At 42.4% G+C, this 23,540-nt stretch carries 18 protein-coding genes and 1 pseudogene; 9 read left to right on the top strand and 10 right to left on the bottom strand.

The genetic code is table 11. From position 1 onward, the window contains the following. Positions 1 to 39: 39 nt before the first annotated feature. From MCT08_RS02415 to zntR, 4 genes are all read right to left on the bottom strand, one after another. Positions 40 to 2,175 carry a lysine decarboxylase CadA gene (locus tag MCT08_RS02415; protein WP_053309655.1) on the bottom strand — a complete coding sequence of 712 codons (2,136 nt, stop codon included), beginning with the start codon at positions 2,173 to 2,175 and terminating at the stop codon, positions 40 to 42. 117 nt (positions 2,176 to 2,292) lie between these two features. Then, complete coding sequence (gene cadB / locus MCT08_RS02410; RefSeq protein ID WP_053309656.1) at positions 2,293 to 3,633, bottom strand: cadaverine/lysine antiporter; 1,341 nt, start codon at positions 3,631 to 3,633, stop codon at positions 2,293 to 2,295. 522 nt (positions 3,634 to 4,155) lie between these two features. Then, on the bottom strand, positions 4,156 to 5,739 hold the full coding sequence (gene cadC, locus MCT08_RS02405) for a lysine decarboxylation/transport transcriptional activator CadC (RefSeq protein ID WP_274677819.1): 1,584 nt from the start codon (positions 5,737 to 5,739) through the stop codon (positions 4,156 to 4,158). Positions 5,740 to 5,883: 144 nt separating this feature from the next. Further along, positions 5,884 to 6,294, bottom strand: coding sequence for a Zn(2+)-responsive transcriptional regulator (zntR, locus tag MCT08_RS02400; protein WP_053309658.1), 411 nt, complete (start codon positions 6,292 to 6,294; stop codon positions 5,884 to 5,886). Positions 6,295 to 6,458: 164 nt separating this feature from the next. Between zntR and purH the strand changes: the two genes are divergently transcribed. Together purH and purD are read left to right on the top strand one after the other, a co-directional pair. After that, positions 6,459 to 8,069, top strand: coding sequence for a bifunctional phosphoribosylaminoimidazolecarboxamide formyltransferase/IMP cyclohydrolase (purH, locus tag MCT08_RS02395; RefSeq protein ID WP_274677129.1), 1,611 nt, complete (start codon positions 6,459 to 6,461; stop codon positions 8,067 to 8,069). Positions 8,070 to 8,164: 95 nt separating this feature from the next. Continuing rightward, complete coding sequence (gene purD, locus MCT08_RS02390) at positions 8,165 to 9,460, top strand: phosphoribosylamine--glycine ligase (RefSeq protein WP_053309660.1); 1,296 nt, start codon at positions 8,165 to 8,167, stop codon at positions 9,458 to 9,460. A gap of 51 nt (positions 9,461 to 9,511) precedes the next feature. Here purD and MCT08_RS02385 read toward each other — a convergent pair whose 3' ends face one another. Both MCT08_RS02385 and hupA read right to left on the bottom strand, forming a co-directional pair. Next, positions 9,512 to 10,195, bottom strand: a complete 684-nt coding sequence (locus tag MCT08_RS02385) for a DUF1481 domain-containing protein (protein WP_053309661.1) — start codon at positions 10,193 to 10,195, stop codon at positions 9,512 to 9,514. Between the two features lie 42 nt (positions 10,196 to 10,237). Next, the gene (gene hupA, locus MCT08_RS02380; protein WP_010320328.1) at positions 10,238 to 10,510 is read right to left on the bottom strand and encodes a nucleoid-associated protein HU-alpha; all 273 of its coding nucleotides are present in this window, start codon (positions 10,508 to 10,510) and stop codon (positions 10,238 to 10,240) included. 315 nt (positions 10,511 to 10,825) lie between these two features. On the opposite strand from hupA, the gene MCT08_RS02375 reads away from it, so the two are divergent. Both MCT08_RS02375 and MCT08_RS02370 read left to right on the top strand, forming a co-directional pair. Then, positions 10,826 to 11,881, top strand: coding sequence for a CNNM domain-containing protein (locus MCT08_RS02375; protein ID WP_274677818.1), 1,056 nt, complete (start codon positions 10,826 to 10,828; stop codon positions 11,879 to 11,881). 15 nt (positions 11,882 to 11,896) lie between these two features. Further along, a pseudogene (locus tag MCT08_RS02370) lies at positions 11,897 to 12,088 on the top strand (hypothetical protein); the annotation flags it as partial. Positions 12,089 to 12,238: 150 nt separating this feature from the next. On the opposite strand, the gene MCT08_RS02365 reads toward MCT08_RS02370, so the two are convergent. The 3 genes from MCT08_RS02365 to MCT08_RS02355 all read right to left on the bottom strand — a co-directional run bounded on the left by MCT08_RS02365 (position 12,239) and on the right by MCT08_RS02355 (position 17,208). Further along, complete coding sequence (locus MCT08_RS02365; protein ID WP_274677816.1) at positions 12,239 to 13,198, bottom strand: Wzz/FepE/Etk N-terminal domain-containing protein; 960 nt, start codon at positions 13,196 to 13,198, stop codon at positions 12,239 to 12,241. A 61-nt stretch (positions 13,199 to 13,259) separates the two neighbouring features. Beyond that, positions 13,260 to 15,896, bottom strand: a complete 2,637-nt coding sequence (locus MCT08_RS02360; protein WP_274677815.1) for an SLBB domain-containing protein — start codon at positions 15,894 to 15,896, stop codon at positions 13,260 to 13,262. Between the two features lie 52 nt (positions 15,897 to 15,948). Next, positions 15,949 to 17,208, bottom strand: coding sequence for a capsule assembly Wzi family protein (locus MCT08_RS02355; protein ID WP_274677814.1), 1,260 nt, complete (start codon positions 17,206 to 17,208; stop codon positions 15,949 to 15,951). Between the two features lie 264 nt (positions 17,209 to 17,472). On the opposite strand from MCT08_RS02355, the gene MCT08_RS02350 reads away from it, so the two are divergent. The 4 genes from MCT08_RS02350 to MCT08_RS02335 all read left to right on the top strand — a co-directional run bounded on the left by MCT08_RS02350 (position 17,473) and on the right by MCT08_RS02335 (position 21,489). Next, positions 17,473 to 17,697, top strand: coding sequence for a hypothetical protein (locus MCT08_RS02350; RefSeq protein ID WP_274673383.1), 225 nt, complete (start codon positions 17,473 to 17,475; stop codon positions 17,695 to 17,697). A gap of 93 nt (positions 17,698 to 17,790) precedes the next feature. Beyond that, positions 17,791 to 18,471, top strand: a complete 681-nt coding sequence (locus MCT08_RS02345; RefSeq protein ID WP_168520704.1) for a YjbF family lipoprotein — start codon at positions 17,791 to 17,793, stop codon at positions 18,469 to 18,471. A 16-nt stretch (positions 18,472 to 18,487) separates the two neighbouring features. Continuing rightward, complete coding sequence (locus tag MCT08_RS02340) at positions 18,488 to 19,267, top strand: capsule biosynthesis GfcC family protein (RefSeq protein WP_274677813.1); 780 nt, start codon at positions 18,488 to 18,490, stop codon at positions 19,265 to 19,267. Next, positions 19,264 to 21,489 carry a YjbH domain-containing protein gene (locus MCT08_RS02335; RefSeq protein ID WP_274677812.1) on the top strand — a complete coding sequence of 742 codons (2,226 nt, stop codon included), beginning with the start codon at positions 19,264 to 19,266 and terminating at the stop codon, positions 21,487 to 21,489. Before MCT08_RS02340 ends, MCT08_RS02335 begins: the two co-directional genes overlap by 4 nt. Before the next feature lie 462 nt (positions 21,490 to 21,951). Here MCT08_RS02335 and MCT08_RS02325 read toward each other — a convergent pair whose 3' ends face one another. Beyond that, entirely contained in the window at positions 21,952 to 22,539 is a 588-nt protein-coding gene (locus tag MCT08_RS02325; RefSeq protein WP_053309670.1) for a YjaG family protein, read from the bottom strand. A 71-nt stretch (positions 22,540 to 22,610) separates the two neighbouring features. Here MCT08_RS02325 and MCT08_RS02320 point away from each other — a divergent pair, with 71 nt between their 5' ends. Continuing rightward, positions 22,611 to 23,537 carry a D-2-hydroxyacid dehydrogenase gene (locus MCT08_RS02320; protein WP_274677811.1) on the top strand — a complete coding sequence of 309 codons (927 nt, stop codon included), beginning with the start codon at positions 22,611 to 22,613 and terminating at the stop codon, positions 23,535 to 23,537. The last annotated feature ends 3 nt before the right edge of the window (positions 23,538 to 23,540 follow it).

Below are 23,540 nucleotides of genomic sequence, written 5' to 3'. Positions count from 1 at the left end.
TGGTGAATGGGGGCACGCTCGAATTAATTTTCTATTTTATTAATCTTTCAGCACTTTCACTGTGTAACTACCATCGGCCTGACGATACAAACCGTGAATATCCGTTTCAAAGCCAGGATAATGAGCACCGATTTCACACAGCATTTCTAAAAACTCTAATACTGGACGAGAACTTTCTGTGACCATTTCACCAGGTAGCACTAATGGAACACCTGGAGGGTAAGGCAAGATCATATTAGCACTGACACGATTAACCATTTCATTCAACAGCACTTCTTCCGTTTGACCACGAAGCTCTTGTTGCCATGCCGCGTGTGGCGTCACTTTCATCTCAGGCAATACATCAAATGCTTTGTACATCAATTCTGGCAATGCATATTTCTTAGTCAGGTCATGAATACCTTGCGCCAATTGTTGGATACGCATGCCCTCGTAAAAACTTGGATCTTCTTTATAAAGCGAAGGCAACATTGTACGAATGGTCAGGTTCAAATCGTAGCCACGTTTAAACTCTGTTAAACCACGCAGCAACTGCATCGCTTTCGATTTATCAATACCGATCGAGAATAAGAACAGCAGGTTGTATGGGCCTGTTTTTTCGACCACGATGCCGTGCTCATCCAAGAATTTAGCCACTAATGAAGCCGGAATTCCTGATTGCTCAAGCTGACCATCTTTACTCATACCGGGAGTTAATAGCGTAATTTTGATTGGATCAAGATACATGTGGTTGTCATCCATATTCTTGAAGCCGTGCCATGTATCGCTAGGGTCCAGTTTCCAACATTCAGTCGTATCGATATTTTCTGGTTGCCATACATCGAAGAACCAGCTGTCGCTTTCAGCTTCTAGACGTTTGATCTCTTTACGGAAGCGGATTGCGCGATCGATAGAATCTTGCATTAACTTCTTACCAGTATTGCCGCGCATCATTGCTGCCGCAGTTTCGGTAGAAGCAACAATGCCGTACTGAGGTGAAGTTGAAGTGTGCATCATGAATGCTTCGTTGAAAGATTCTTTATCGAAATCACCTTTCACGTGAATCATTGAAGCTTGTGAGAACGCTGCCAGCAGTTTGTGTGTGGATTGTGTCTCGTAAAACACTTTACCAGGCATCGCTTCACCACTCATACCACATTTACCGTCGTAAATTGGATTGAAGTTAGTGTAAGGCACCCAAGCACTATCGAAGTGGATGTGTTTACAATCTAACGATTCTTTGATGAATTGCGTGTTGTACAGCAGACCATCGTAAGTCGAGTTAGTCACGACAGCGTAAGATGGAGCAGTTGCACCTGGTGTTTTCGCTACTTTCTCTGCAATCACGTCACGGCTGAATTCACTTTGTGGAATACCGCCAAGGATGCCATATGCGTTACGAGTTGGGCGGAAGTAGATTGGCGTTACGTCGGTCATCATCATTAAATGAGTTAATGATTTATGGCAGTTACGGTCCACTAACACAGTGCTACCCGCTGGCGCAGAATACATGCCCACGATTTTGTTCGATGTAGAAGTACCGTTGGTTACGATGTAAGAACTGTCGGCATTAAATGTGCGTGCAATGTACTCTTCCGCTTCTTTATGAGGACCAGAATGATCGAGCAGTGAACCCAGTTCAGGCATCGAGATCGAGACATCAGCTTTGAAGGTATTGGGGCCATAAAAATCATAGAAGATGCTACCAGCAGGGCTTTTTTGGAAAGCCGTACCGCCCATGTGGCCTGGGGTACAGAAGGTGTATTTACCCTCTTCGACATACTTAAACAATGCTTTGGTGAACGGAGGCATGATCGCATCTTTGTATTGCTGTGTTGCTTGGTTAATTTTTATCGCAATATCGTCTGCCATACCTAAAGCATATTCAAAGAAGCTGACATTCAAACGTAGATCAGTCAGTGAGATATCAAGTGTTGATTGGTCATTAGCAAATGCATGTACTGGCAATTTTTCATTAACGTTACTAATGCGTTCACACAACTCTAGCGAGTATTTATCCCAGTCAAATAACACACCACAAATACGTGGGTTCATTTCGATAAGTTTGATCAAATCTTTATCATCGACAGGGTAAACCACTTCGTAACCCGCTTTTTCTAATGCAGTGTGAAGTTGGCGAACAGGCTCTTCTTTAAAGAACACACCCATATGGTTCAAGATAGCAAAAATATTCATCAGGACATCTCCAAGGCGAAAAAGGGCGCTCTCCATCAATTGAGATGGTGAGTAAGACGAGCGCCAAATTTAAAATTAAGGGCTAACGTGCCGTGAATAACACGCTAGCTTGAGGAATTACGCGGCAGACACAGGTGTGTCATTTTTGTGTTGTTCGATGTACTGAGCCAAACCCACTTTCTTGGTGTAGAACATCAAAATAATAAGTGAAACGATGAAGGTAGCAGTCAGTGTTGAGCCTTCTGCGCCAGCGAGAGCAATCATGCAAAATACACAGGCAATTCCAGAGAAAAACATGATAAAACCGTTGCGTGTTGTCATACCTTCGAATCGAATTAAGTTAATACTTGAATAGAAGTAAGGCAGCATTGTGAGTAACACGGCATCAGTCGTTAACTGATTAAATAAGTCCGCAGTATGTGCTGATTGAGAGCTGAAGGCAGTCAATACAATCATTAACGTCGTCATTTTTAGCGAAGCGAGTATCAAACCTTTTTTCGCTACACCGTTTTTATCAGTCTCACCGTAAATTTTAGGGAAGTTACCATCATGAGCCGCACGTTTACCTGCCTCACCAACCAACATCATCCAAGAGCCAAGTGATGTGAAGCAAGCTAATGCAGTGAATGCTGCAACGAATGGTGCTGACCAGCTACCAAAGATTTCTGTTGTTGCTAGAGCAAACGGAGCGCCGGATGCCGCGACTTCTGCAGCAGGAAACATACCGCTAATGACTTGAGTTGATAGGATATAAATAACGCCAGCAATAGCAGTACCTAACATCGTAGCTAAGGGAACAGTGCGTTTTGGATTTTTGACCATACCAGATGATACGGCTGCTGATTCAACGCCAACAAATGACCATAGACAGATAAGCACTGCACTAATCACAGCATGGCTATTTGTGCCTGAAGATACATTCCAGTTTTGGTTATATAGCGCGGGATCAAAATGCCCCCAACCAACAACAGCAGTACCAACGACAGGAATAAGAATTAGACCCAGACCTAGAGTACAAAGACGGCTGACCCAGCTACCACCGAGTAAGTTAACTAAGGTAAATAGCCACACCGATGCAATCGTCGCTGCAGCGGCAGGGATAGGATTATTTAAAGCAGGGAAAAAAACTGAGAGATATGAAACACCAGTAATCGCGATTGCTAGGTTACCAATCCAGTTTGCATGGTAGTAAAGAACACCCGTTTGAAAACCAAATACAGGTGATACTTCACCAGCGTAAGCGATTGGGCCGCCTTCTTGAGGATTCTTTGTTGCTAAACGGGCAAATACAAACGCTAAACTTAATGCACCAACTAAACAGATAATCCAACTAAAGATTGATACTGATCCAACAGCAGCCAATGAAGAAGGTAATAGTGCAATACCACTTCCCATCATGTTGCCGGCAACGACTCCTGTACAGGCAATCAAACCGATTTTTTTTGCATTCGATGACATAACGTCTCCCAATATTTTTCAATAAGCCAACAAGCTCAAATCATAAGTTGGCTGTCATCACGCATAACTTTGTCGGTATACACAATGAACGACACCCCACTGAATTTGGCAGCAGATTACGCTTAAAACTCATAAAAAAAATAAGGATATCGTTATCAATAAAACAATGAGTAAATCGGTAGGTTTTTTAGAAAACCTTGATAATGAGTAATATAAAAGTCGTTATTTTTCATAGTGATAGAAAATAGAGAATCAAAATTGTAAAGGTTATAAAAAACTCAACCAGCAAGACGAACCATATCAACGGCAATATAAACTTATACTAAAAACACGTGGAGCTGCGGGTAGGCGGCAAGTGAGTGAATCCCCATGAGCATAGACACGCAATGTGATTAGGGTGAACAAACGTGTAGCCAACACCACTGCAGCTTCAAGTAGAAAGAGGATATCAAGCAAGAGGAAAGGAGTGAATCCGGATGGGACGCAACCATTCATCCGGACTTAGAAGGCAAGGCAAGGAAGTTAAATCACTGGCACTACAGAAGGGTGCACCGAACGGTAAAGCGCGTAATCGATCGATTTTAAATTGCTATAAAATGCTAAGTTTTCACATAACATGTAGGTTTCCATAGAGGTATTCATATAAAACGCTTCACTGTAAGCATCACTCGCACGTTCCCTATCCCCTTTCAATTCAGACAACTTACCCAGCAACACGTACGACAACACCGATGAACGCTTCTCTAATGACAGTTGCAAGTAGACCTGTGCTTTGTCTGGGTTATCGCTAACCATCTCATGCAGCGCTAACGCTTCATAAACTCGGGCTGGTAAAGTGTGCTGCGTTTGTTCAAGTTCATTACTCAAGGTCTGGCTGACCACGTTAATCTGTTCATTAACAGACATTAACGCAGGATCGAGTGCTAACTGTACATAATACGCAATTAACAGCTCAGCTTGAACATAAGCATTATGCGGCTCTATCTTCAATACACGTTCAAGCAAGGCGATAGCATGCTTGAAGTCTTGAGGCTTAGACAAATTCAGATAATGATTGGCATGAATCAATAACGTGAGCGCTTGATGATCCGAAGGTAAACCTTGCATTAGTTGGCTTGCTTTCTGCTCAGCGTTGGGCACATCTAACGCTTGCATCAAATCAAATGAGGCTTGCTCCATAACTCGGTGCAACTGCGAAGTGGCGAGTGAATACTGACGACTGAATAAAATCGTATTTGATGCATTGCTACGATACTCCACATCTAAATAAGCTTTGTTGGCTTGTTCTTTCACCTCAACCGTCACTGATTTACCCGGCACAATACCTGACGAAAAGGGAGTTTGACTTAAATGAACTCGGTAATCACTGACTTGAATAATATCCGCCATCAACTTCTGCACGACACCATCAGCCAACTCATCATTCGATGCCTGTTTGGAAAAACTGTTTTGCAACCGAAACTCAATCAAATGTGTATCCATTGCTTGAGTAATCTTGGTTGCTGACTGATGATAAGTGAATAGTGCAAAAGCGACGATCAATACACTCACCCACATAATGTCTAAAGTAATCGATTTCCAACGCGACACCTGACCCGTTTTATTCAGCCTTGAATTGGCTTTACTGCGGTAACTCAATGCACGCGTAAGCGGAGCGGCGGGAAAAGAGACTTCATTGATAATTTCTGAGGTTTCACTGTGTGACGTTTCGGAAACAAACGAATCTTTTACTGGTTCATTTGATGCGACAACGCCAACGCGTTGCTGTACAAATTGTTCTGACGTAATTTCAGACACATTCGCCATTAATTTATAGCCGCGTTTCGGCACGGTGGTGAGATAATTAATGTTCTCCTCACGCCCATCACGTAGTAGTTTTCGCAGCTCAAAGATTGATTGAGTCACCACTTGGTCGGTCACAATCGCTCCATTCCAAACGTGCTCTATCAACTCTTCACGACAAAACACTTCCCCTGAATTTCTTGCAAGAAAATATAAAAGGTTTATTAATCTCGGTTCGACCGCAACTTCCCTATCTTGGCGATACAACTTATTTTCATCAACGCTCAAAATCCAGTCGTTGATTTGAAAATACATTCCAACCATGTGTGCACCACAAGTAATAACAGCAATGAGATAAATTTCACATATCTATTTAATTTAGATATCAAAAGGCTCAATAAAATAAGCGGGCGATTATATAAAGGTTTATATAACGTCCCTAACACTCACTGTTATCAAAAATGCAAACTAAGGTTTATTGGTAGCTAACGCGGTCAAAATAGAACAGTGACTGGCGTTATCTTCAGCATGACCGCAACACGCATCATTAATTTTCTTTAATGCTTGACGAATAGTGGTCAGTTCAGCAATTTTTTGGTCGATTGACATCAATTTTGCTGAGGTGATCGATTTCACTTCCGCACAACTGTGTACCGTTGCTTCCAATTTAATTTCTAATAGTTCTTTTATCTCATCTAAACTCAGTCCGACTCCTTTCGCCTTAAGAATAAAACTGACTTGTTGCTGGTTTTCTTCATTATATAAACGGTAACCAGACTCACTGCGCCCTGCTGGCTTAATCAACGCATTTTTTTCATAAAAACGTAATGTATCTGTCGATACACCACACCGTTTTGCTAATTCACCGATCTGAAACATAAACACCTCAATTAACCTTTTCGTAACTTTTATTGCCTATCCTCGCCATTTCTACAATTATTTTTGCAATGGCAAACGATTGCGCGAGCTTTTTTGTAATTATTTGGTTAGAATGTGCGCCATCAAATTTCCCATTAACTCCATGATTTGAGGAAGACCGAAGCATGAATAACGCTCGTCCTATTCACCGCGCATTGATCAGCGTATCAGACAAAACCGGCATTGTTGAGTTCGCTCAAGCATTAACGAAGCGTGGTGTCGATATTCTTTCTACTGGCGGCACCGCTCGCCTATTGGCAGACCAAGGTATTGCAGTAACAGAAGTCTCTGACTATACCGGTTTCCCTGAAATGATGGATGGCCGTGTGAAAACACTACACCCGAAAGTGCATGGTGGCGTTCTGGGCCGCCGCGGCCAAGATGATGAAATCATGCAAAAACACGGTATTCAAGCCATTGATATGGTGGTAGTGAACTTGTACCCATTTGCAGAAACCGTAGCAAAAGCAGGTTGTACCCTAGCCGATGCCGTAGAAAACATCGATATCGGTGGCCCAACCATGGTTCGCTCTGCGGCTAAAAACCACAAAGACGTAACTATCGTGGTGAATGCACATGACTATGACCGTGTAATTGCTGAGATGGACGCTAACGATAAGTCTCTTACTCTAGAAACTCGTTTTGACCTTGCGATTGCGGCCTTCGAACATACTGCAGCTTACGATGGCATGATCGCCAACTACTTCGGCACTATGGTTCCTTCTTACGGCGCCTCTTTACTTGATGACGAAGGAAAGAAGGCCGATGAAGAGAGCAAATTCCCTCGCACCTTCAACCAGCAGTTCCTCAAAAAACAAGATATGCGCTATGGTGAGAACAGTCACCAAGCGGCCGCTTTCTATGTTGAAGCCAATCCAGAGGAAGCCTCAGTCTCGACTGCACGCCAAATCCAAGGCAAAGCGCTGTCTTACAACAATATCGCCGATACCGATGCAGCACTTGAGTGCGTGAAAGAATTCGCCGAGCCAGCATGTGTGATAGTAAAGCACGCTAACCCATGTGGTGTTGCACTGGGCGGTGACCTTCTTGAAGCATACAACCGCGCTTACCAAACTGACCCAACGTCTGCATTTGGTGGCATCATCGCGTTCAACCGTGAGCTAGACGCCCAAACTGCAGCCGCTATCGTGGAACGTCAATTTGTTGAAGTGATCATCGCTCCTTCTGTTTCAGCGGAAGCGGTAGAAGTAGTTGCGGCGAAGAAAAACGTTCGCCTACTTGAATGCGGTCAATGGTCAACTAAGACAACAGGCTTTGATGTCAAGCGCGTTAATGGCGGCCTACTGGTGCAAGACCGTGACCAAGGCATGGTTTCAGCCGAAGAGCTTAAAGTTGTCTCTAAACGCCAACCAACCGCAGAAGAGCTAAAAGACGCACTATTTTGCTGGAAGGTAGCGAAATACGTGAAATCTAACGCAATTGTTTACTCTAAAGGTGATATGACCATCGGCGTGGGCGCTGGCCAAATGAGTCGCGTCTACTCGGCGAAAATCGCTGGGATTAAGGCCGCAGATGAAGGACTACAAGTAGAAGGTTGTGTGATGGCATCAGACGCTTTCTTCCCATTCCGTGACGGCATCGATGCCGCTGCAGAAGCGGGTATAAAATGCGTGATCCAACCTGGTGGTTCAATGCGTGATGACGAAGTGATTGCCGCCGCCGACGAACACGGCATGGCGATGATCTTTACCGGAATGCGTCACTTCCGCCATTAATACTCTCTTCGTATTTGGCAGTGTGGCGTCGTTAACGACGCCACAGCAGCAACTACTTTGAGTGAACGATATTTTAAGATTAAGGAATTTTAAATATGCGAGTTTTAATTATTGGTTCTGGCGGTCGCGAACACGCTCTTGGTTGGAAAGTCGCGCAAAACTCTCAAGTTGAAACTGTATTTATTGCGCCAGGCAATGCAGGAACAGCACTTGAGCCTAAACTAGAAAACGTCAACATTGGCGTAGAGAGCATCTCTGAACTAGTTGAATTTGCCAAACAAAAACAGATTGAACTGACCATTGTTGGCCCTGAAGTTCCATTGGTTCTTGGCGTGGTTGATGCTTTCCGTGAAGCTAGATTACCTATTTTTGGTCCAACTCAGGCAGCGGCGCAACTTGAAGGTTCTAAAGCTTTCACTAAAGACTTCCTAGCTCGTCATCAAATTCCAACCGGGGCTTACGCCAATTTCACTGAAATTGACCCAGCTTTAGCATACGTACGTGAGCAAGGTGCACCGATTGTTGTCAAAGCTGACGGCCTTGCTGCTGGTAAAGGCGTTATCGTGGCAATGACCCTACAAGAAGCGGAAGATGCGATTAAAGATATGCTGGCAGGCAATGCTTTTGGCAATGCAGGCAGCCGCGTGGTCATCGAGGAATTTTTAGATGGCGAAGAAGCAAGCTTTATCGTGATGGTTGATGGTGAAAATGTGTTACCCATGGCCACCAGCCAAGACCACAAACGTGTCGGCGACAAAGATACCGGCCCCAACACTGGCGGTATGGGCGCTTACTCCCCAGCGCCAGTTGTGACCGCTGAAATTCACGACCGTGTGATGCAAGAAGTGATTTACCCTACCGTACGTGGCATGGCAGCTGAAGGTAACCCATATACGGGTTTCTTATACGCAGGTTTGATGATTGATGCTGCTGGCACACCAAAAGTGATCGAATACAACTGCCGTTTTGGTGACCCAGAAACCCAACCGATTATGATGCGCATGCAATCTGACTTGGTTGAACTCTGTTTGGCAGCTATCGACGGTAAACTTGATCAGATGGAATCGAAATGGGACCCTCGTGCGTCTATCGGTATTGTTCTTGCTGCTGGCGGTTATCCGGCTGATTACGCTAAAGGTGATGTCATTTCAGGCTTACCACAACAAGAAGTGGAAGGTGAGAAAATTTTCCACGCAGGTACAACCAACAACGATGCTGGCGATGTAGTCACTAACGGCGGCCGAGTACTGTGTGCAACAGCACTCGGTAATAGCGTATCAGAAGCTCAGCAGCGCGCTTACGCTCTTACTAAACAAGTGAGTTGGAATGGTATGTTCTACCGTAACGACATTGGTTACCGCGCGATTGCACGTGAGCAAGAGTCAAACTAAAAACAGCTCATCACATCTTGTCAATAAGGCGTTCGATGAACGCCTTATTTTTTAATCTTCTATCAATTGAGGCTTATTTACACAACCATGGTTTTCATCGGCCTGCATTAACAGCTTCTCAACATACATGCGGTTATTGCGAACCTTACCAAGAAAAGCGAGGTAATGCTTCGGTGACGAAGAGCTTGTATCAACGCGATGCAAGTTCTGATTGAATTCAACTTGACTGTATTGATTGCCAGTGCAGCTTGCAAACACTTCACCATCCCAAACACCTTGGATTAATGACAAACCGCGATTGTCTTTAGTAACAGAAGCAACATACTGAGATTGCGCAAGGTAAATAGATAGCTGCTCTTTACTCAATGGCAGCACTTTTCCATCAACACGATATTGTTGATAAACCGCTTCACCATCTTTATTAAAACGCAGATGAATACTATAAGGCACCAAGTTATTGTTGCTCGGTAATGAACCTTCTCGCTTTAACTCTCGCAATGAGCCTTCGTCCCAACGGTAATTGGTTTGATAGCCACCATACTCGCCAGAATTAACATAGTCAGCAGCGCTGTTGGGCAAAACCAGACGCTCGGTATACCAATAAAAACTGGTGGCATCACCCATCGTTTGTCCACTGGTATAATTTACGTATTGTTCAATATTGGGCGTGTGGCTAGAAGCGGTGCATCCGATAAGGAAAAGAGAGCACAGAGATGGTAACAGGAATTTTTTCATGGGAAGAATCTACGCCAAGAGAGTATCTCGGCGTAGTATAAATTATTTCACTGAATCTTTCAGCGCTTTACCTGCTACGAATGCTGGAACGTTTGCTGCTGCGATTTGGATCTCAGCACCCGTTTTAGGGTTACGGCCAGTACGCGCTGCACGGTGGTTTACTTTGAATGTACCAAAACCAATTAGTTGAACTTGGTCACCCTCTTTGAGAGCGCCTTCAACTGCGCCTAAAGTCGCTTCAAGAGCAGCTTTTGCTTGTGCTTTAGATAGGTCTGCTTTTTCTGCGATAAAGTCGATTAATTGGGTCTTGTTCATTAGGTTTCCCTTCTTATAGGTTATCGAATTGCGATCACTCTAAATCATAAAGCCCCCGTCTGGCAAAGGTTTGTCACCGAACTTTTGTCTCTATGCCTTACTTTTAACCACAATATGAGCATTAACTCACAATTTGTTACTGATTAACAAAGCACATTGGCTTGTTTTTCATGCTTGAAAGCCTTATTTATAGCGTGTCTATACTTGAATAGCCTGATATTTCAAGTCAGTAGACGACTTAAAATATCAGCACCAGTCATGTTCAGGTATCGTGAAACGCACTATTGGTATGGTATATCTTACTAAGGATCATTCATGTTTTTGCTTACGGTTTATATTACCGTTGCTATCGGTGTCTCTTTTATCTGTTCGGTTTTAGAGGCGGTGTTATTAAGCATTACACCAAGCTATCTTGCTCAACTACGTCAACAACAGCACCCTGCTGCTGAAAAACTCAACCAGTTAAAAGCGGATATTGATCGCCCGCTGGCTTCAATTTTAACGCTAAACACCATCGCTCATACCATCGGTGCAGCTAGTGCTGGTGCACAAGCTGCTGTGGTATTTGGCAGCGAATGGCTGGGGGTGTTCTCTGCAGTATTAACGTTAGGTATTTTGGTACTTTCTGAAATTGTCCCCAAAACCCTAGGCGCTACTTACTGGCGTCAACTGGCACCGGTTGCTGCCACAATACTACGTTGGATGGTTTGGGCATTGACTCCATTTGTCTGGTTTTCAGAGCAGATCACCAAGCGTTTGGCTCGTAATATTGAACAACCTAAAATGCGCGATGAATTATCGGCTATGGCACTACTTGCCAATGAAAGTGGTGAGCTTACCGAAGGCGAATCAAAAATACTCAATAACTTGTTGAGTATTCAGTATGTCCCGGTCACCCAAGTAATGACGCCACGCACGGTACTATTTCGCGTCGATGGCGAAATGACCATCAATGAATTTTTACAGCAACACAGTGAAACACCTTTCTCACGTCCACTGGTATACAGCCAAAGCAAAGGCAATATTGTCGGCTTTGTGCTTCGTTTGGAGCTATTTAAGCTGCAACAAAAAGGACAAGGTGAGAAACGTTTAGAAGAAGTGATGCGCCCACTGCATGCGCTTTTAAACAAAATGAGCCTGTTTAAAGCGTTCGAGCAAATCATGAAAAAGCGCCTACAGCTAGCCTTAGTTGTCGATGAATACGGTACAGTACAAGGCATTTTGACTTTAGAAGATATCTTTGAATATTTACTAGGTGAGCAAATTGTAGATGAGGCTGACAAGATCACCGACATGCAGCAGTTGGCCTACCAACGCTGGGAAATGTGGAAAAAGAAACACGGTGTCATTGAAAATCGAGATGAAGAATAATCACCAATAAGCTCGATGATTGAAAAAGGTGAAATGCAGAAAATTGATGACAACACCATACAAATGAACATCACTTACAACAACGGTGAGAAAGCAACGCTTTTAGGCGTGCGCAACGGAAATGATGTGGCTTGTTATCTTGACTGTGAGCTAGTGACCCAAACTTCAATGGAAGTGTTGGAAGCGTATTTACAAACGCACGCTTAATTCACGTTAAACTGAATATCAAAAATCCGATATCGAAACAAAGATATCGGATTTTTTGTTTTTACATAATCAAGGCAGGCAACTTGCTGCTGTTATGAAAAGCAGTAATAAGGGGTTGTTCAATTTCTCTTAAACGAAATAGCAAGTAATCTACGGCCTTCTAAAGGCAAATCTAACTAACACAATCGCAACACCAAGCATTCCACCAAGTAGCGTAGCCAAAACACAAATCAAGGCCCGTTTAGGCCCCGCTTTTTCTTCAGGGACAACGGCTGGATCAATGGTTTTAAAGGCAAACTCATCTTTAACTTCTGCTAACATTAAGCTTTTCATCTGCTCTTCAATCAACTGATAAAAGACCGACTGCATATCGACTAATTTGGTTTTTTCTAATTGCTGCTCAAGATAAGCAATATTCTGACGGGTTTCCGTCAATGTTTCATTTTTAATCCAATCATTTAGGTCTTTAACGAGCAACTCAACCCACTGCTGAGCTATAAGTGGGGAAAGGTGAGTAATTGATATTGTTACCAATCCATTATCCTTAGCTTCAGAGACCGAAAAGATTTTTTTGAATGCTTTATGAGCCTCCCAATCACTAGGAATAGTAGAAAGCGGGGGGGAAGTTTCTCGAACCCATTGTTGTGTTTCTATATCATAAAGAGTCGGGTCGATAATCATATTACCAGACACGCTATCCCAAGAGTCAGCGGCCATCAAAGGAACTAATAATTGGTGGCGATTGATAAAAGCATTGATAAACTGGCGAGACTGTAATATGGCCAAAGACATCGCTTTATCTCCAGAACGGCCACTGCCTAGATTAATACCCGCCAAAGAAGCTAAACCACCCAACTTTCCGGCCATCGCAGCTAACCCTCCGCCACTCTCTTCGTTAGCGGCAACTAGGCTTGCTTGCGCTTGGTAGGTGTTTGGTTTTGATAGTGCAACGATGACACCGCCAATAGCAAAGGCTGCTGTACATAATACAATGATCAGTTTTCCCTTCCATAACGCCCCAAAAAGCTCTCGTAAGTCAATCTCATCATCTGAAACATTCAGTCTATCAACATGACTAAATATAGGTTGTTGTAACATTGGTTTATTCATAATCACACACTATCAACCAGTGGCGCACTCACTGCGCCAACATAAAAATGACAAAGGCCTATTAATCTTTGATGGCACTCCAAGCAACACCAATTTGGTACAGTATCTGAGTTGCAGACGTTAAAGTACTTAACCCATCCAAGTAATCAGTATCAATTGGCACCACAACCGTATCACCAGGCTCTAGCGGTTTTGATTTTCGACTAAACCAGAAAGAACTATTTGGCAACATCACCGAACCATCGGCACGAATCACATAGACTCGATCAGTATCAGCTTGCTTTTTCGTTCCACCAGCTGCAGATATATAATCTTCTATACTCATTCCTGGGCGATAAGTATGATTCGAAGCAAATTGAACCTCCCCCATCACACTGAGTATTGGTTGAAGAGCTGGAACGTATAGCTTATCACCGTTCTCTAGCATAATATTGTTGACGCTATCACCTGCCACAGCTTGCTTTAAATCTATAACTAACCGACCAAGGGCTTCTGTTTTGGCTAACTCTTCTGTAATGGCCATAGCATCATTAGGGCTAGTGGTATAGCTAGCCGAAGAACTTTGACGGCGCAGCGCTAAACTACCGATTTCCTGCTTTAGTTGAGCATTAAGTAACTTTAATCGCTCTTGCTCTTGGCGCTTTAAACTTTCACGGCTAAATACCGCACCTTTCGGATAGGCAAATCGAGTAAAACCTCCTGCTCGTTCAATAATATCAGAGAGCGTTTCACCGCGAGCAAAGGCATATGTTCCAGGAAATTTAACCTCACCTTGCAGTTCAATAGATAGATCACGCTGCCAATTGGGTTGACGTTTTACCATAATCGAATCTTGAGCAACAAAATCAAACGACATATCGCCATCGATCAGTTTGCGAGGGGAGATCGTATAGTGCTCAACATCAAAACTATCATTAATACGCTGAGAACGTGTTACTTCCGCCAGAGTAAGGTAAGCATGTTCCGCAAATCCACCAGCCGCATCAATCAATGCTTTAAAATTCGCTTGATCAGGTAAGGGATAAATACCTGGGTACTTAACTGCACCCGTTATCTCAATAAGTTGTGCAGGAGAATCAAACGTTGCCTGTGCTTTCAGACGCTCAATGATAGGTTCAAGTAATAATTCCCGACTGCTTTTTTTAAGACGATCACTCTTAGAAACCTTTTCTACTCCTGAAGACTCAAGTTGAGTAGTGGTGTCGACCTCCACCAACGCGCCAGTCGTTTGGTCAACGACCTCAACAAATTTAGCTTGCTCACTAACCGCTACATCGACCTTTTTATTTTTATCTTTGCGATACCAATATTCCAAATCAATACCATTATCGAATATGAAAATTTGATCACGGGCTTGAAGAACTAAATTATCCTCAGATGAAGGATGAGAGATCGCATTAAGCAAACTGAATTGTTTAACTCGAAGCTTACGAGGAGCTATGCTCTCTCTCACTAAGAGTGCATAACGAAGATCGGCCGTTTCTTTTAAATCTTGTTCGATGTTTTTAATCACATCATTAACTTTCATTCCAGGAACAAAAGAATAAACACCTTGCCTAATGGCTTCACCACGAACAGCAATAACATTACTAAAACTTTGGTTAACAGGAGCAAGAGACACTTCATCCCCTGGCTGGAGAACAAATGAACGGTGAGAGTTATTTAAAAAGTCTAAGGTTATGAGTTCCACACCACTAGTACTTACTCGGCGGACATTAACCAATGAAAGATACGCATCAGGCAAAGCACCACCAGCCATTTTTAGCATAGACTCAAGAGTTGTCTTTCCTTTAAGCTCATACTTTGCCGGACGAGTAATCTCACCTTTAACTGAAACGCTGGCTTGTCTGGTGGGAATGAATAAAGTATCGCCCGCTTGCAACCGCACATCTTGTGAATTATCACCATTAAGCAATAAATTATAAGCATCAAAATATTGAACTACCTTCCCTTTACGCTTTAGCTGAATGTTGCGTAAGCTTCCGTTATTTTTGACACCACCACTTGCCACAATAGCTTGAGTTAGCGTAGTAAGCCCATTGACATTATAAGCCCCTGGTTGAATCACCTCACCCGCAACATATATTTGGATTGTTCTCATGCTTCCTAAAGAAACAATGGCTTCAACACCAATAAGCTTTCTTTCAACCAAACTCACGATGTATTGCTTAATTTCTCCAAATGTTTGTCCTGCAATGTATTCGGCACCTAACTCTGGAAAATCCACTTTACCATCACGATCGATAGTCACTGAATAACGCTGATTGGATTTACCATAAAGCTGAACCAGTATTTCATCACCAGGTGCCATTACATAATCTAAAGGGATTGGAAGATTATCCACTGGTGTAAAATCCATTGGAGTACCAACAAATAAATCGTAACCAAATAGCGGAAGTTCAGATTCATCAGATTCTTTTAAGTTTAACGACTCAACATTCGAATTGTCTTGAATGGAAGTTGCTCTTTTCGGCTCAGCAATTTTTTCTTTTTCATTTTCTCCGTTTGATGCAGATGCTGAAGAGATAGTATTTAAATCAACCCCATACTGCTTTGCTAACTGCTCTTGCTGGGCCTTTGGAAGCGATTTAAATTGAGATATTTGCGCTGCTGTTGGAGTAAAACTTAACGCAGTGCTTGGCAAAATAGCCACAAACACCAGCAGGAAAGAGTTAAAGAAAAAATTACACTTCATCATTTTATGCTAGCCATCATCTTTAATTAGTTATTTTTTATCTAAAAGAGCTACGTTAAAATCGAAATTCGTAGTTCGACCAATAATTCGTCTGATTACTTTCACTTTGCTCTCTGTCCACACCAAAGGTAAGTCTTCCACTCAACGCTGGGAGTCGATAACTTACCTGATACAATTCTTTGCCCTGCTGTTGGTACTGTGTTTGCTCTTGATATGTCGCTTCTATTTGATGGTCATTCGCTAGCTGCACGTAACCAGACACAGACCAACCATCTTCCACTAAATAGCTATTTCTCATTAACTTATCATTAAATAACTTCATGTCTGTCAAGACATGTAAATCATCATCACGACCTTGTTGTCGTTCAATAACCAAACGAAAAGAATGTTTATCGAAGGGTATAAAACCAGACCAACCAAACAATAATGCCCCAAGCTGAGAGGCTCTAAAATCCGAAGCAACTTCAACATAAACGCTATGATAAAAATCACGAACGCTAGGTAGCGATAACTTAGCATCGAAGGTTACTTGCTCATCTAGATAATCACTGTCATCAATAGGTTTCAGCCACTGATGGTAAGTAAGGCCATATTCCAGTATAGAAAATGGCTTACTTATTAATCGAGAAGACCATTGATATTGGTAAATATCGTCAACATCACTGACTAATGTTTCCAAACTCCAAACACCCAACCAGTTATTTTCGCTCGTATAGCTAAGGCTAATCTCAGGTACCGACTCGTGTGTATTCAATACCAAATTATGCTGCCAACCTTGTCCCCACCAGCGAGGCAAAGTACCAATGCTAAAAACCCACCCACCAGCATTGAGCGCTAAATAACTGTCTTTCCAACGTATATCTCGATCTTCACCATCATCAGAATAGCCAGTCGACAAACGGAAGGCGTAATGTGGCTTAAGCATTTCATAGCTGGCATAAACACCCCAGTGATCATTATTCACTTGGCCAAAAGCATTCTTTATCAACGGTTCGCTATTCATGGCTACTTCAAACTTGCGATTTCCACGCTCCAACTGAGCAGCTTGATAAAGGTATTTGATATGAGAATATTCAGAGCGTAAGGAGGGAGAGCGAATATTAAACTGAGAAATAGAACTATCTAACATCGACCAGAGCATTGGAAAGTGGTTGATAGGACTATTGATGGCGCCCGAATCTGACAAGGCGGTGAGATCTGAACGCACAAAAGGATCAGATGCTTCTAACCAAGGAGAAGCAAAAGCTTGACGGCAAATAGCACCCAACCCTAGCAGTACAACCAGTGATTTCATCGCTCGTCCATAATTAATCACTGCAAAATCCTAAATGCTAATGTTGCCAACTCAAATGAATATCGACACATAGCATACTAAATACCTTATACCTACTCAACTAATTAATAGTGACCGTATTTATACTTTAAAAACAAAGAGATTAAATGGGATAGAACTCTTTAAAAAGCTCAATGAATGTTGATAATTTTTTACTTTGGCACTTATTTTGAATACTATGTCAATAGGTGTGCTTATGCATTACCGACATCGATGTTTTTATTTGTAAATTTACAAGGATATATTATGAGAAAAATTGCATTAGCAGCATTAGTTGCTTTAGGTTTATCAAGCACGGTGTTTGCTGAAGAAGCTGTTGTTGCAGCTGGTGCTGAAGGCGCATCGGCTACAGCAGCTGGCGCTGCTGCTACATCTAGTATTGTAGCTGGTGCTCTTGCTGTTGCCGTTGTAGCAGTTGCTGCTGCATCAGACAGCGATGGAACAACAGGTACTGACGGCACAACAAACTAAGTTTGAGCCTACAAACATCCTTAATACTTTGTTAAGGATGTTTTTTTATGCCTAGCATAAACAACAACTTACTGATGTAAACGGATAATATCGATGTCGAGAAAAATAAAAACAGCTAAGCCCCTGGTCCTTACTCTGCTATCTTTGGGATTAATGACTGCTAGTGGCTGTTCAACTAAGTTTTCTAGTATTAATGACTCTATTAAATTTGCGGCATTCGGTGTCGATGATGTGACATTAACCAAGCAGCAAATCGAGCAGATCCCTTATTTAAGCAGCTACGTGACTCTCAACGATAAAGCACAAATTTTTATGGTGTTGGCATTCATTGACATAAATCCAGTGTCCAATGCAAAACAGTATAAGTGGCTCTCTTCTGACCGCGCAATGATTGTCACTGAAAATGGCAGAATCATCAAAACCGTCAATATGCCTAGCGCAAACCTTGATAACCTATTGCCTCTAAAAAACTTTCCATCTTTAACCAGCAATGATAAGTGGCAAGCTCAATACGATTGGCAGCCTGGATATCAATTCGGCCAACTCGCTACAATCTCAACCCGTCAAGTTACCACCGAATATATTGAATCAGTGCTGTGGCAAAAAAACACCACTGTTTGGCAAGAAAACGTTCAATTCAATAACAGTGGTAAAAGCATGAACAATACCTTCTGGGTTGATAGTGACGGCAATGTCGTCAAGTCATCACAATGGTTAATTCCTGATGCCTTAAAAGTCGACATGGAAATATTAAAACCTTATAAATCTCAGTAATCATAGGTTGTCATTTATGAATCATTGTCTTTTAGCTCTAATTATGGCTGCCTTTTCGGCCAGCAGCTTTGCTTCCGTACTAACAATACATTTACCCAATGAAAAGAAAGTACTTGAATACAACCAACCAGAACGACTTGAAAAAATATTCACTGACATCATTAACCAGCAAAAAAACGTAGAAATAGCTTATGACGGCCAAAACGGACCACTAGCTGCGTTGCTTGGTTATCCATTAAACAATATGCTTTTTAATCAAGATAAAGAGAGCGAGGTAGAAAAAAGAAAACAAACCTTACTCCAACGCTTGAGCGCATACACACACGTTCATCCTAAATCTAAAGCAAGTATTGCTTTATTGGAGCAACAGATAAACCGCTGGGATGTTGGTTATCGTGAATTCATCAATCTCGATTATGATACGATACGGATCACCCCCCAGAATAACCCGCAACTTAAGGGCAATTTTGAGTTAATAACACCGAAAAGACCAAAAACAATTCATATTGAAGGGTTACTTTTTGTGCCTGTCACTAAACCATTTATCGGTGGATTAACTGTCGCCGATTATCTTAAGCAAACAACATTGCTATCAAGTGCAAACAGCAGCAATGTTTGGGTGATTTACCCAGATGGCCATACAAAAAAAGTGGGATACGCCTACTGGAATGATGAACAAACTATCCTAGCGCCAGGCAGTATTATTTTTGTGGGATTTAACAGACCAAATGCTCAGTTATTAGATTTCGAAAGCGAGATTATTTCGCTGCTTCAGTCAAGAAAAGGCTTTCTATGAAACTTCAATATTCTTCATTTTTTATTTCATCTCTAAGCCTGTTCTCTGTTAGTTATGCATCGGTTGTCATGAGCAGCACAAATGATTGGAAACCGTCACAAATGGACTTTGGTGGTACTGGTTTAATGCAAATGCCTTCCGGTCGCATGGCTGAAGAAGGTGAATTTAATGTCGGGATCAGCGTTAATAACGACTACCACCATTACGTTGCTTCCATGCAAGTGATGCCATGGCTTGATGCGACCATTCGTTATACCCGCTTACCCAATGTTCTCTATAATTCTAATCCTGACTACAGCGGCGATAACCTGTATACAGACAAAGGCATGGATTTTAAAGTTCGCCTCATTGAAGAAAGTTACTGGTTGCCAGAAACGTCAATTGGCCTACGAGATTTCGGTGGTACCGGCATGTTTGATGGTGAATTTGTTGCTGCTACCAAACGTTTTGGTAACCTTGATTTCACCCTGGGACTCGGCTGGGGATACATTGGTCAAAGCGGTAATGTCAGTAATCCAGTCTGTAAGATAAGCGACCGATTCTGTAACCGCCCGAGTGATTTTAAAGACAAAGGTGGCATGGTTGACTATGGACGTTGGTTTAAAGGCCCTGCGGCATTGTTTGGCGGTATAGAATATCAAACACCTTACGAACCACTGCGAATTAAAATTGAATACGATGGCAACGATTACTCTGAAGATTGGCCACAAATAAGAGCTAACTCAGATATGACTCAGCATACACCATGGAATATCGGTATTAATTACCGACTAGGTGACTGGGGAGATGCTAAAGTCAGTTATCAACGAGGCGATACACTCACGTTAGGCTTTAATTTTTATACCAATTTTAATCACATGAAAGCAAGTTGGTTGGATACCCCTAAAACCAAGGTTCAAGCCTCTCCTACATCCAACGATTGGCAACAAGCATCGGCTGAACTTCAGCATAATGCTGGCTATCAGCAAAACACTATCGCCGTGTCAGACAACAAGATCATCGTCACCGGTGAACAAGTAAAATATCGCGATAGAGATGAAGCACTTGAACGGGCGGCAGCGGTTTTAACTCGATACGGTAATGATGACATTACGGAATTTCATATTATTGAACAAAACAATAGCATGGTATTGACTGAAACCATCATTAACCGGGATGATTATATCTCGGCAGCCAATTATGACCAACTTGGGGTTACGCCTTCGTCGACCTTCGATAAATACCAAGAACCAACCCCATTATCTTCACCGATAGTAGCTCAGTCTATCAAACGTTGGGATTACGGTTTATCGCCCTCATTACAACAATCTCTTGGTGGACCAGAAGCTTTCTATTTATTCAGCCTAGGTCTAAGTGCACACTCCAATTATTGGATCACGCCTAAGCTTGAGCTTGGCGGTGCAATCTATATCAATATTGTCGATAACTACGACAAATTCAACTACGGTGTTGATAGCCCACAATCACCACACGTCCGCAATGAGGCAACGCCTCGAGTTCGTACCATGTTCCGTAGTTATGTACAAGATCCAGTACGCCTGAGTCAATTACAGTTAACTTGGTTTGAACAACCAACAGAGAACATTTACACACAAGTTTACGGGGGTTATCTAGAGTCGATGTTTGCTGGTGTGGGTGGTGAAATATTATATCGTCCGATGAGATCAAATTGGGCAGTAGGAGTTGATATGAATTACCTAAGTCAACGAGAGGCTGATTCTTGGTTTGGAATTTATTCAGACGATTATTTCTACTACGATGGTTCAAATCCGAACTCTACTACTTGTATTAATAATCCAACAAGTTGCCGAGCTTATGTATTAAACCAAGGAACAACAGGTCATCTAACCACTTACTACACACCTGATTGGGCATTTCTTGAAAGTACATTATTTAAAATCAGTGCAGGAAAATTCTTAGGTGGAGACATTGGTGCTCGAGTTGATTTTTCTAAACAATTCAAGTCAGGTGTGATTGCCGGCGTTTATGCGGTATTTACAGACTTAACGGCCGATGAGTATGGGGAAGGAAGCTATAATAAGGGATTTTATGTATCAATTCCTTTTGACATCATGACCGTAAAACCGTCCACGAACAGAGCAATACTTAACTGGGAGCCAATCACTCGCGATGGTGGGCAAATGTTGAGGAAGAAACATCAATTATACGATAGAACGGATGCTCGCTCTCCTTGGTCACAAAGACCTAACACCTCACAGTAATCATGTAACCCAATAAGTATAAGTGCCGTTTTTATGCCCGGCACTTATACTTAACTCAAGCTTTTACATCTCACCATTATTGGATAACAATCTTCTAGTCGCGTGCTAACCCAACGTATCAAACCAAGAGATTGGTTTTAAAATAGAAGAGAATCTATTTAACCCTTAACAGTTGGTGTGTTTGATTGCCAACCGTAAAGATATGAACTTGGGAACATTTCATATGCTCGACTTGCGCCAGCATAACCGATGAATAGGATCTTCTTTTCATCCATTGCAAAGGCTCGTTAAAGCTATCTTCATTGATGATAAAAGATTCATCTTTCAAACGAGTTTCTGAAATTCTCACCACCCAAATCCTAGAACGAAAATCCATCGCCTCTAAAATCGTATGTTTGAATTTAAGCCATCGATCTCGCCAGTTAGTTTTCATCGTGATAAATGTTCGCTATTTCAATGGAGCTAAAGACTTACACCAATGTTGCTCACGCCTTCATCACGCAGCTCTTGACGTAGATCTTTAATTAAATCAATGTCGCGTTCAACCGCTTCACGAAGTGGACGGAAAATAGCCCACTGGATATCCCATTCTTCGCAAACCGCTTCATTCTGCTTTTGGTTTTCGTTATTAATAGCTTCGCCGGTTTGCGCTTCTTCTAATTGAGCGACTGTCAGCACTGAAATTTGACTGATTTTTTGCATGTTTTCATACAAATAATCACGGTCAAGCAAGCCATGCAGCAAGTTAGATAACGCTACGCACGCATCAATTGCAGGATAAACAGCGTAAACATCAAAATCTTCCGAGCTTGGAATGATCTCTTCCAACTTCTCTAACTGATTCTCGAAATTAATTTTGGCACTTTTTACCGTGAGCAATTCCCAAACGCTGTCTAGAATATCGCGATATACTCGCGCATGAGCAAATTCAGCATTATCGCAAAACATGGCATAGTTCGGGTACATACGTTCACACAAACACGCCATAAAAGTAATTTGTTGCCAAGGTTCAAATTTCTCAAGACGAACCTGTAGAGGGTTTTGTAGCATAATCACTCAATCGTTGCAGAAAAAGACAGCGGAAGTGTACTTGATAAACAACAGGGAAAAAAGCAAAGCTGATGAACAATTTCACCGATAAAGTGTATATTCTTACCGAGCATGATGAGATTTACCGCCAAGCTCTAGAGAAAGCGGGTTTGACAGACTTGGTTATCACTACAGAGCGCCACCAAGCAACTATTCTGCTAGCAGCTCCCCCAATGGCCGCAAAGTGTCTGCAAGACTTCCCTAATCTAGAGTGGCTACAATCAGCCTATGCCGGTGTGGATACTTTAATTGATCCTAATTTGCGTCAAGATTACCAATTGACCAATGTAAAAGGCATCTTCGGCCAACAAATTGCCGAGTATGTACTTGGCTACACTATTGCACATTTCAGGCACTTTCCACGCTATCAAGTTCAACAGCAACACAAACAATGGCTACCGCATGCTTACCAGTCAATTAATGGCAAAACCATGGTTATACTCGGCACGGGTGCGATTGGTAGTCACTTAGCACAGGTAGCAAAAGCGTTTGGTTTAACGGTTGTTGGGGTTAATAGTACTGGGATCCCTGCTAGAAGTGGCCAATTTGATCAGACCTATCATGTCAATGAACTTGGCGCGGCCTTTGCCCAAGCCGATATTGTGGTCAGTACCTTACCCAATACGCCTCAAACGCTCGGTTTGTTAAACCAGAATACGCTGAGTCATTGCCAACAGGCATTATTGTTTAATGTCGGACGCGGCAAAAACCTCGTCGAGAGTGATCTCATTACCGCGATTGAACTGGGCCACATTCAACACGCCTATCTGGATGTATTTGAGCAAGAACCGCTCGATAGGGAACATCCGTTTTGGCAACACCCGAGCATCACGTTAACTCCGCACATTGCCGCTGTCAGTTTTCCTGAGCAGGTGGTAGAGATTTTCACACGCAACTACCAGTTATGGCGTGAAGGTTTCCAACTGGAAAACCGTATTGATTTTGATAAAGGGTATTAAGGG

Origin of the sequence: Vibrio aestuarianus (genome assembly GCF_028858425.1) — a bacterium.
Lineage (GTDB): Bacteria > Pseudomonadota > Gammaproteobacteria > Enterobacterales > Vibrionaceae > Vibrio > Vibrio aestuarianus.
This window is presented reverse-complemented; position numbering and strand designations above follow the sequence as displayed.

What these genes read in the sequence shown, in the direction of transcription:
- MCT08_RS02365 (WP_274677816.1), bottom strand. Translation starts at nt 13,198, where the DNA reads ATGAATAAACCAATGTTACAACAACCTATATTTAGTCATGTTGATAGA.
- cadB (WP_053309656.1), bottom strand. Translation starts at nt 3,633, where the DNA reads ATGTCATCGAATGCAAAAAAAATCGGTTTGATTGCCTGTACAGGAGTC.
- purH (WP_274677129.1), top strand. Translation starts at nt 6,459, where the DNA reads ATGAATAACGCTCGTCCTATTCACCGCGCATTGATCAGCGTATCAGAC.
- MCT08_RS02385 (WP_053309661.1), bottom strand. Translation starts at nt 10,195, where the DNA reads ATGAAAAAATTCCTGTTACCATCTCTGTGCTCTCTTTTCCTTATCGGA.
- purD (WP_053309660.1), top strand. Translation starts at nt 8,165, where the DNA reads ATGCGAGTTTTAATTATTGGTTCTGGCGGTCGCGAACACGCTCTTGGT.
- MCT08_RS02345 (WP_168520704.1), top strand. Translation starts at nt 17,791, where the DNA reads ATGTCGAGAAAAATAAAAACAGCTAAGCCCCTGGTCCTTACTCTGCTA.
- MCT08_RS02375 (WP_274677818.1), top strand. Translation starts at nt 10,826, where the DNA reads ATGTTTTTGCTTACGGTTTATATTACCGTTGCTATCGGTGTCTCTTTT.
- MCT08_RS02335 (WP_274677812.1), top strand. Translation starts at nt 19,264, where the DNA reads ATGAAACTTCAATATTCTTCATTTTTTATTTCATCTCTAAGCCTGTTC.
- MCT08_RS02340 (WP_274677813.1), top strand. Translation starts at nt 18,488, where the DNA reads ATGAATCATTGTCTTTTAGCTCTAATTATGGCTGCCTTTTCGGCCAGC.
- MCT08_RS02360 (WP_274677815.1), bottom strand. Translation starts at nt 15,896, where the DNA reads ATGATGAAGTGTAATTTTTTCTTTAACTCTTTCCTGCTGGTGTTTGTG.
- MCT08_RS02320 (WP_274677811.1), top strand. Translation starts at nt 22,611, where the DNA reads ATGAACAATTTCACCGATAAAGTGTATATTCTTACCGAGCATGATGAG.
- MCT08_RS02415 (WP_053309655.1), bottom strand. Translation starts at nt 2,175, where the DNA reads ATGAATATTTTTGCTATCTTGAACCATATGGGTGTGTTCTTTAAAGAA.
- cadC (WP_274677819.1), bottom strand. Translation starts at nt 5,739, where the DNA reads ATGGTTGGAATGTATTTTCAAATCAACGACTGGATTTTGAGCGTTGAT.
- MCT08_RS02350 (WP_274673383.1), top strand. Translation starts at nt 17,473, where the DNA reads ATGAGAAAAATTGCATTAGCAGCATTAGTTGCTTTAGGTTTATCAAGC.
- hupA (WP_010320328.1), bottom strand. Translation starts at nt 10,510, where the DNA reads ATGAACAAGACCCAATTAATCGACTTTATCGCAGAAAAAGCAGACCTA.
- zntR (WP_053309658.1), bottom strand. Translation starts at nt 6,294, where the DNA reads ATGTTTCAGATCGGTGAATTAGCAAAACGGTGTGGTGTATCGACAGAT.
- MCT08_RS02325 (WP_053309670.1), bottom strand. Translation starts at nt 22,539, where the DNA reads ATGCTACAAAACCCTCTACAGGTTCGTCTTGAGAAATTTGAACCTTGG.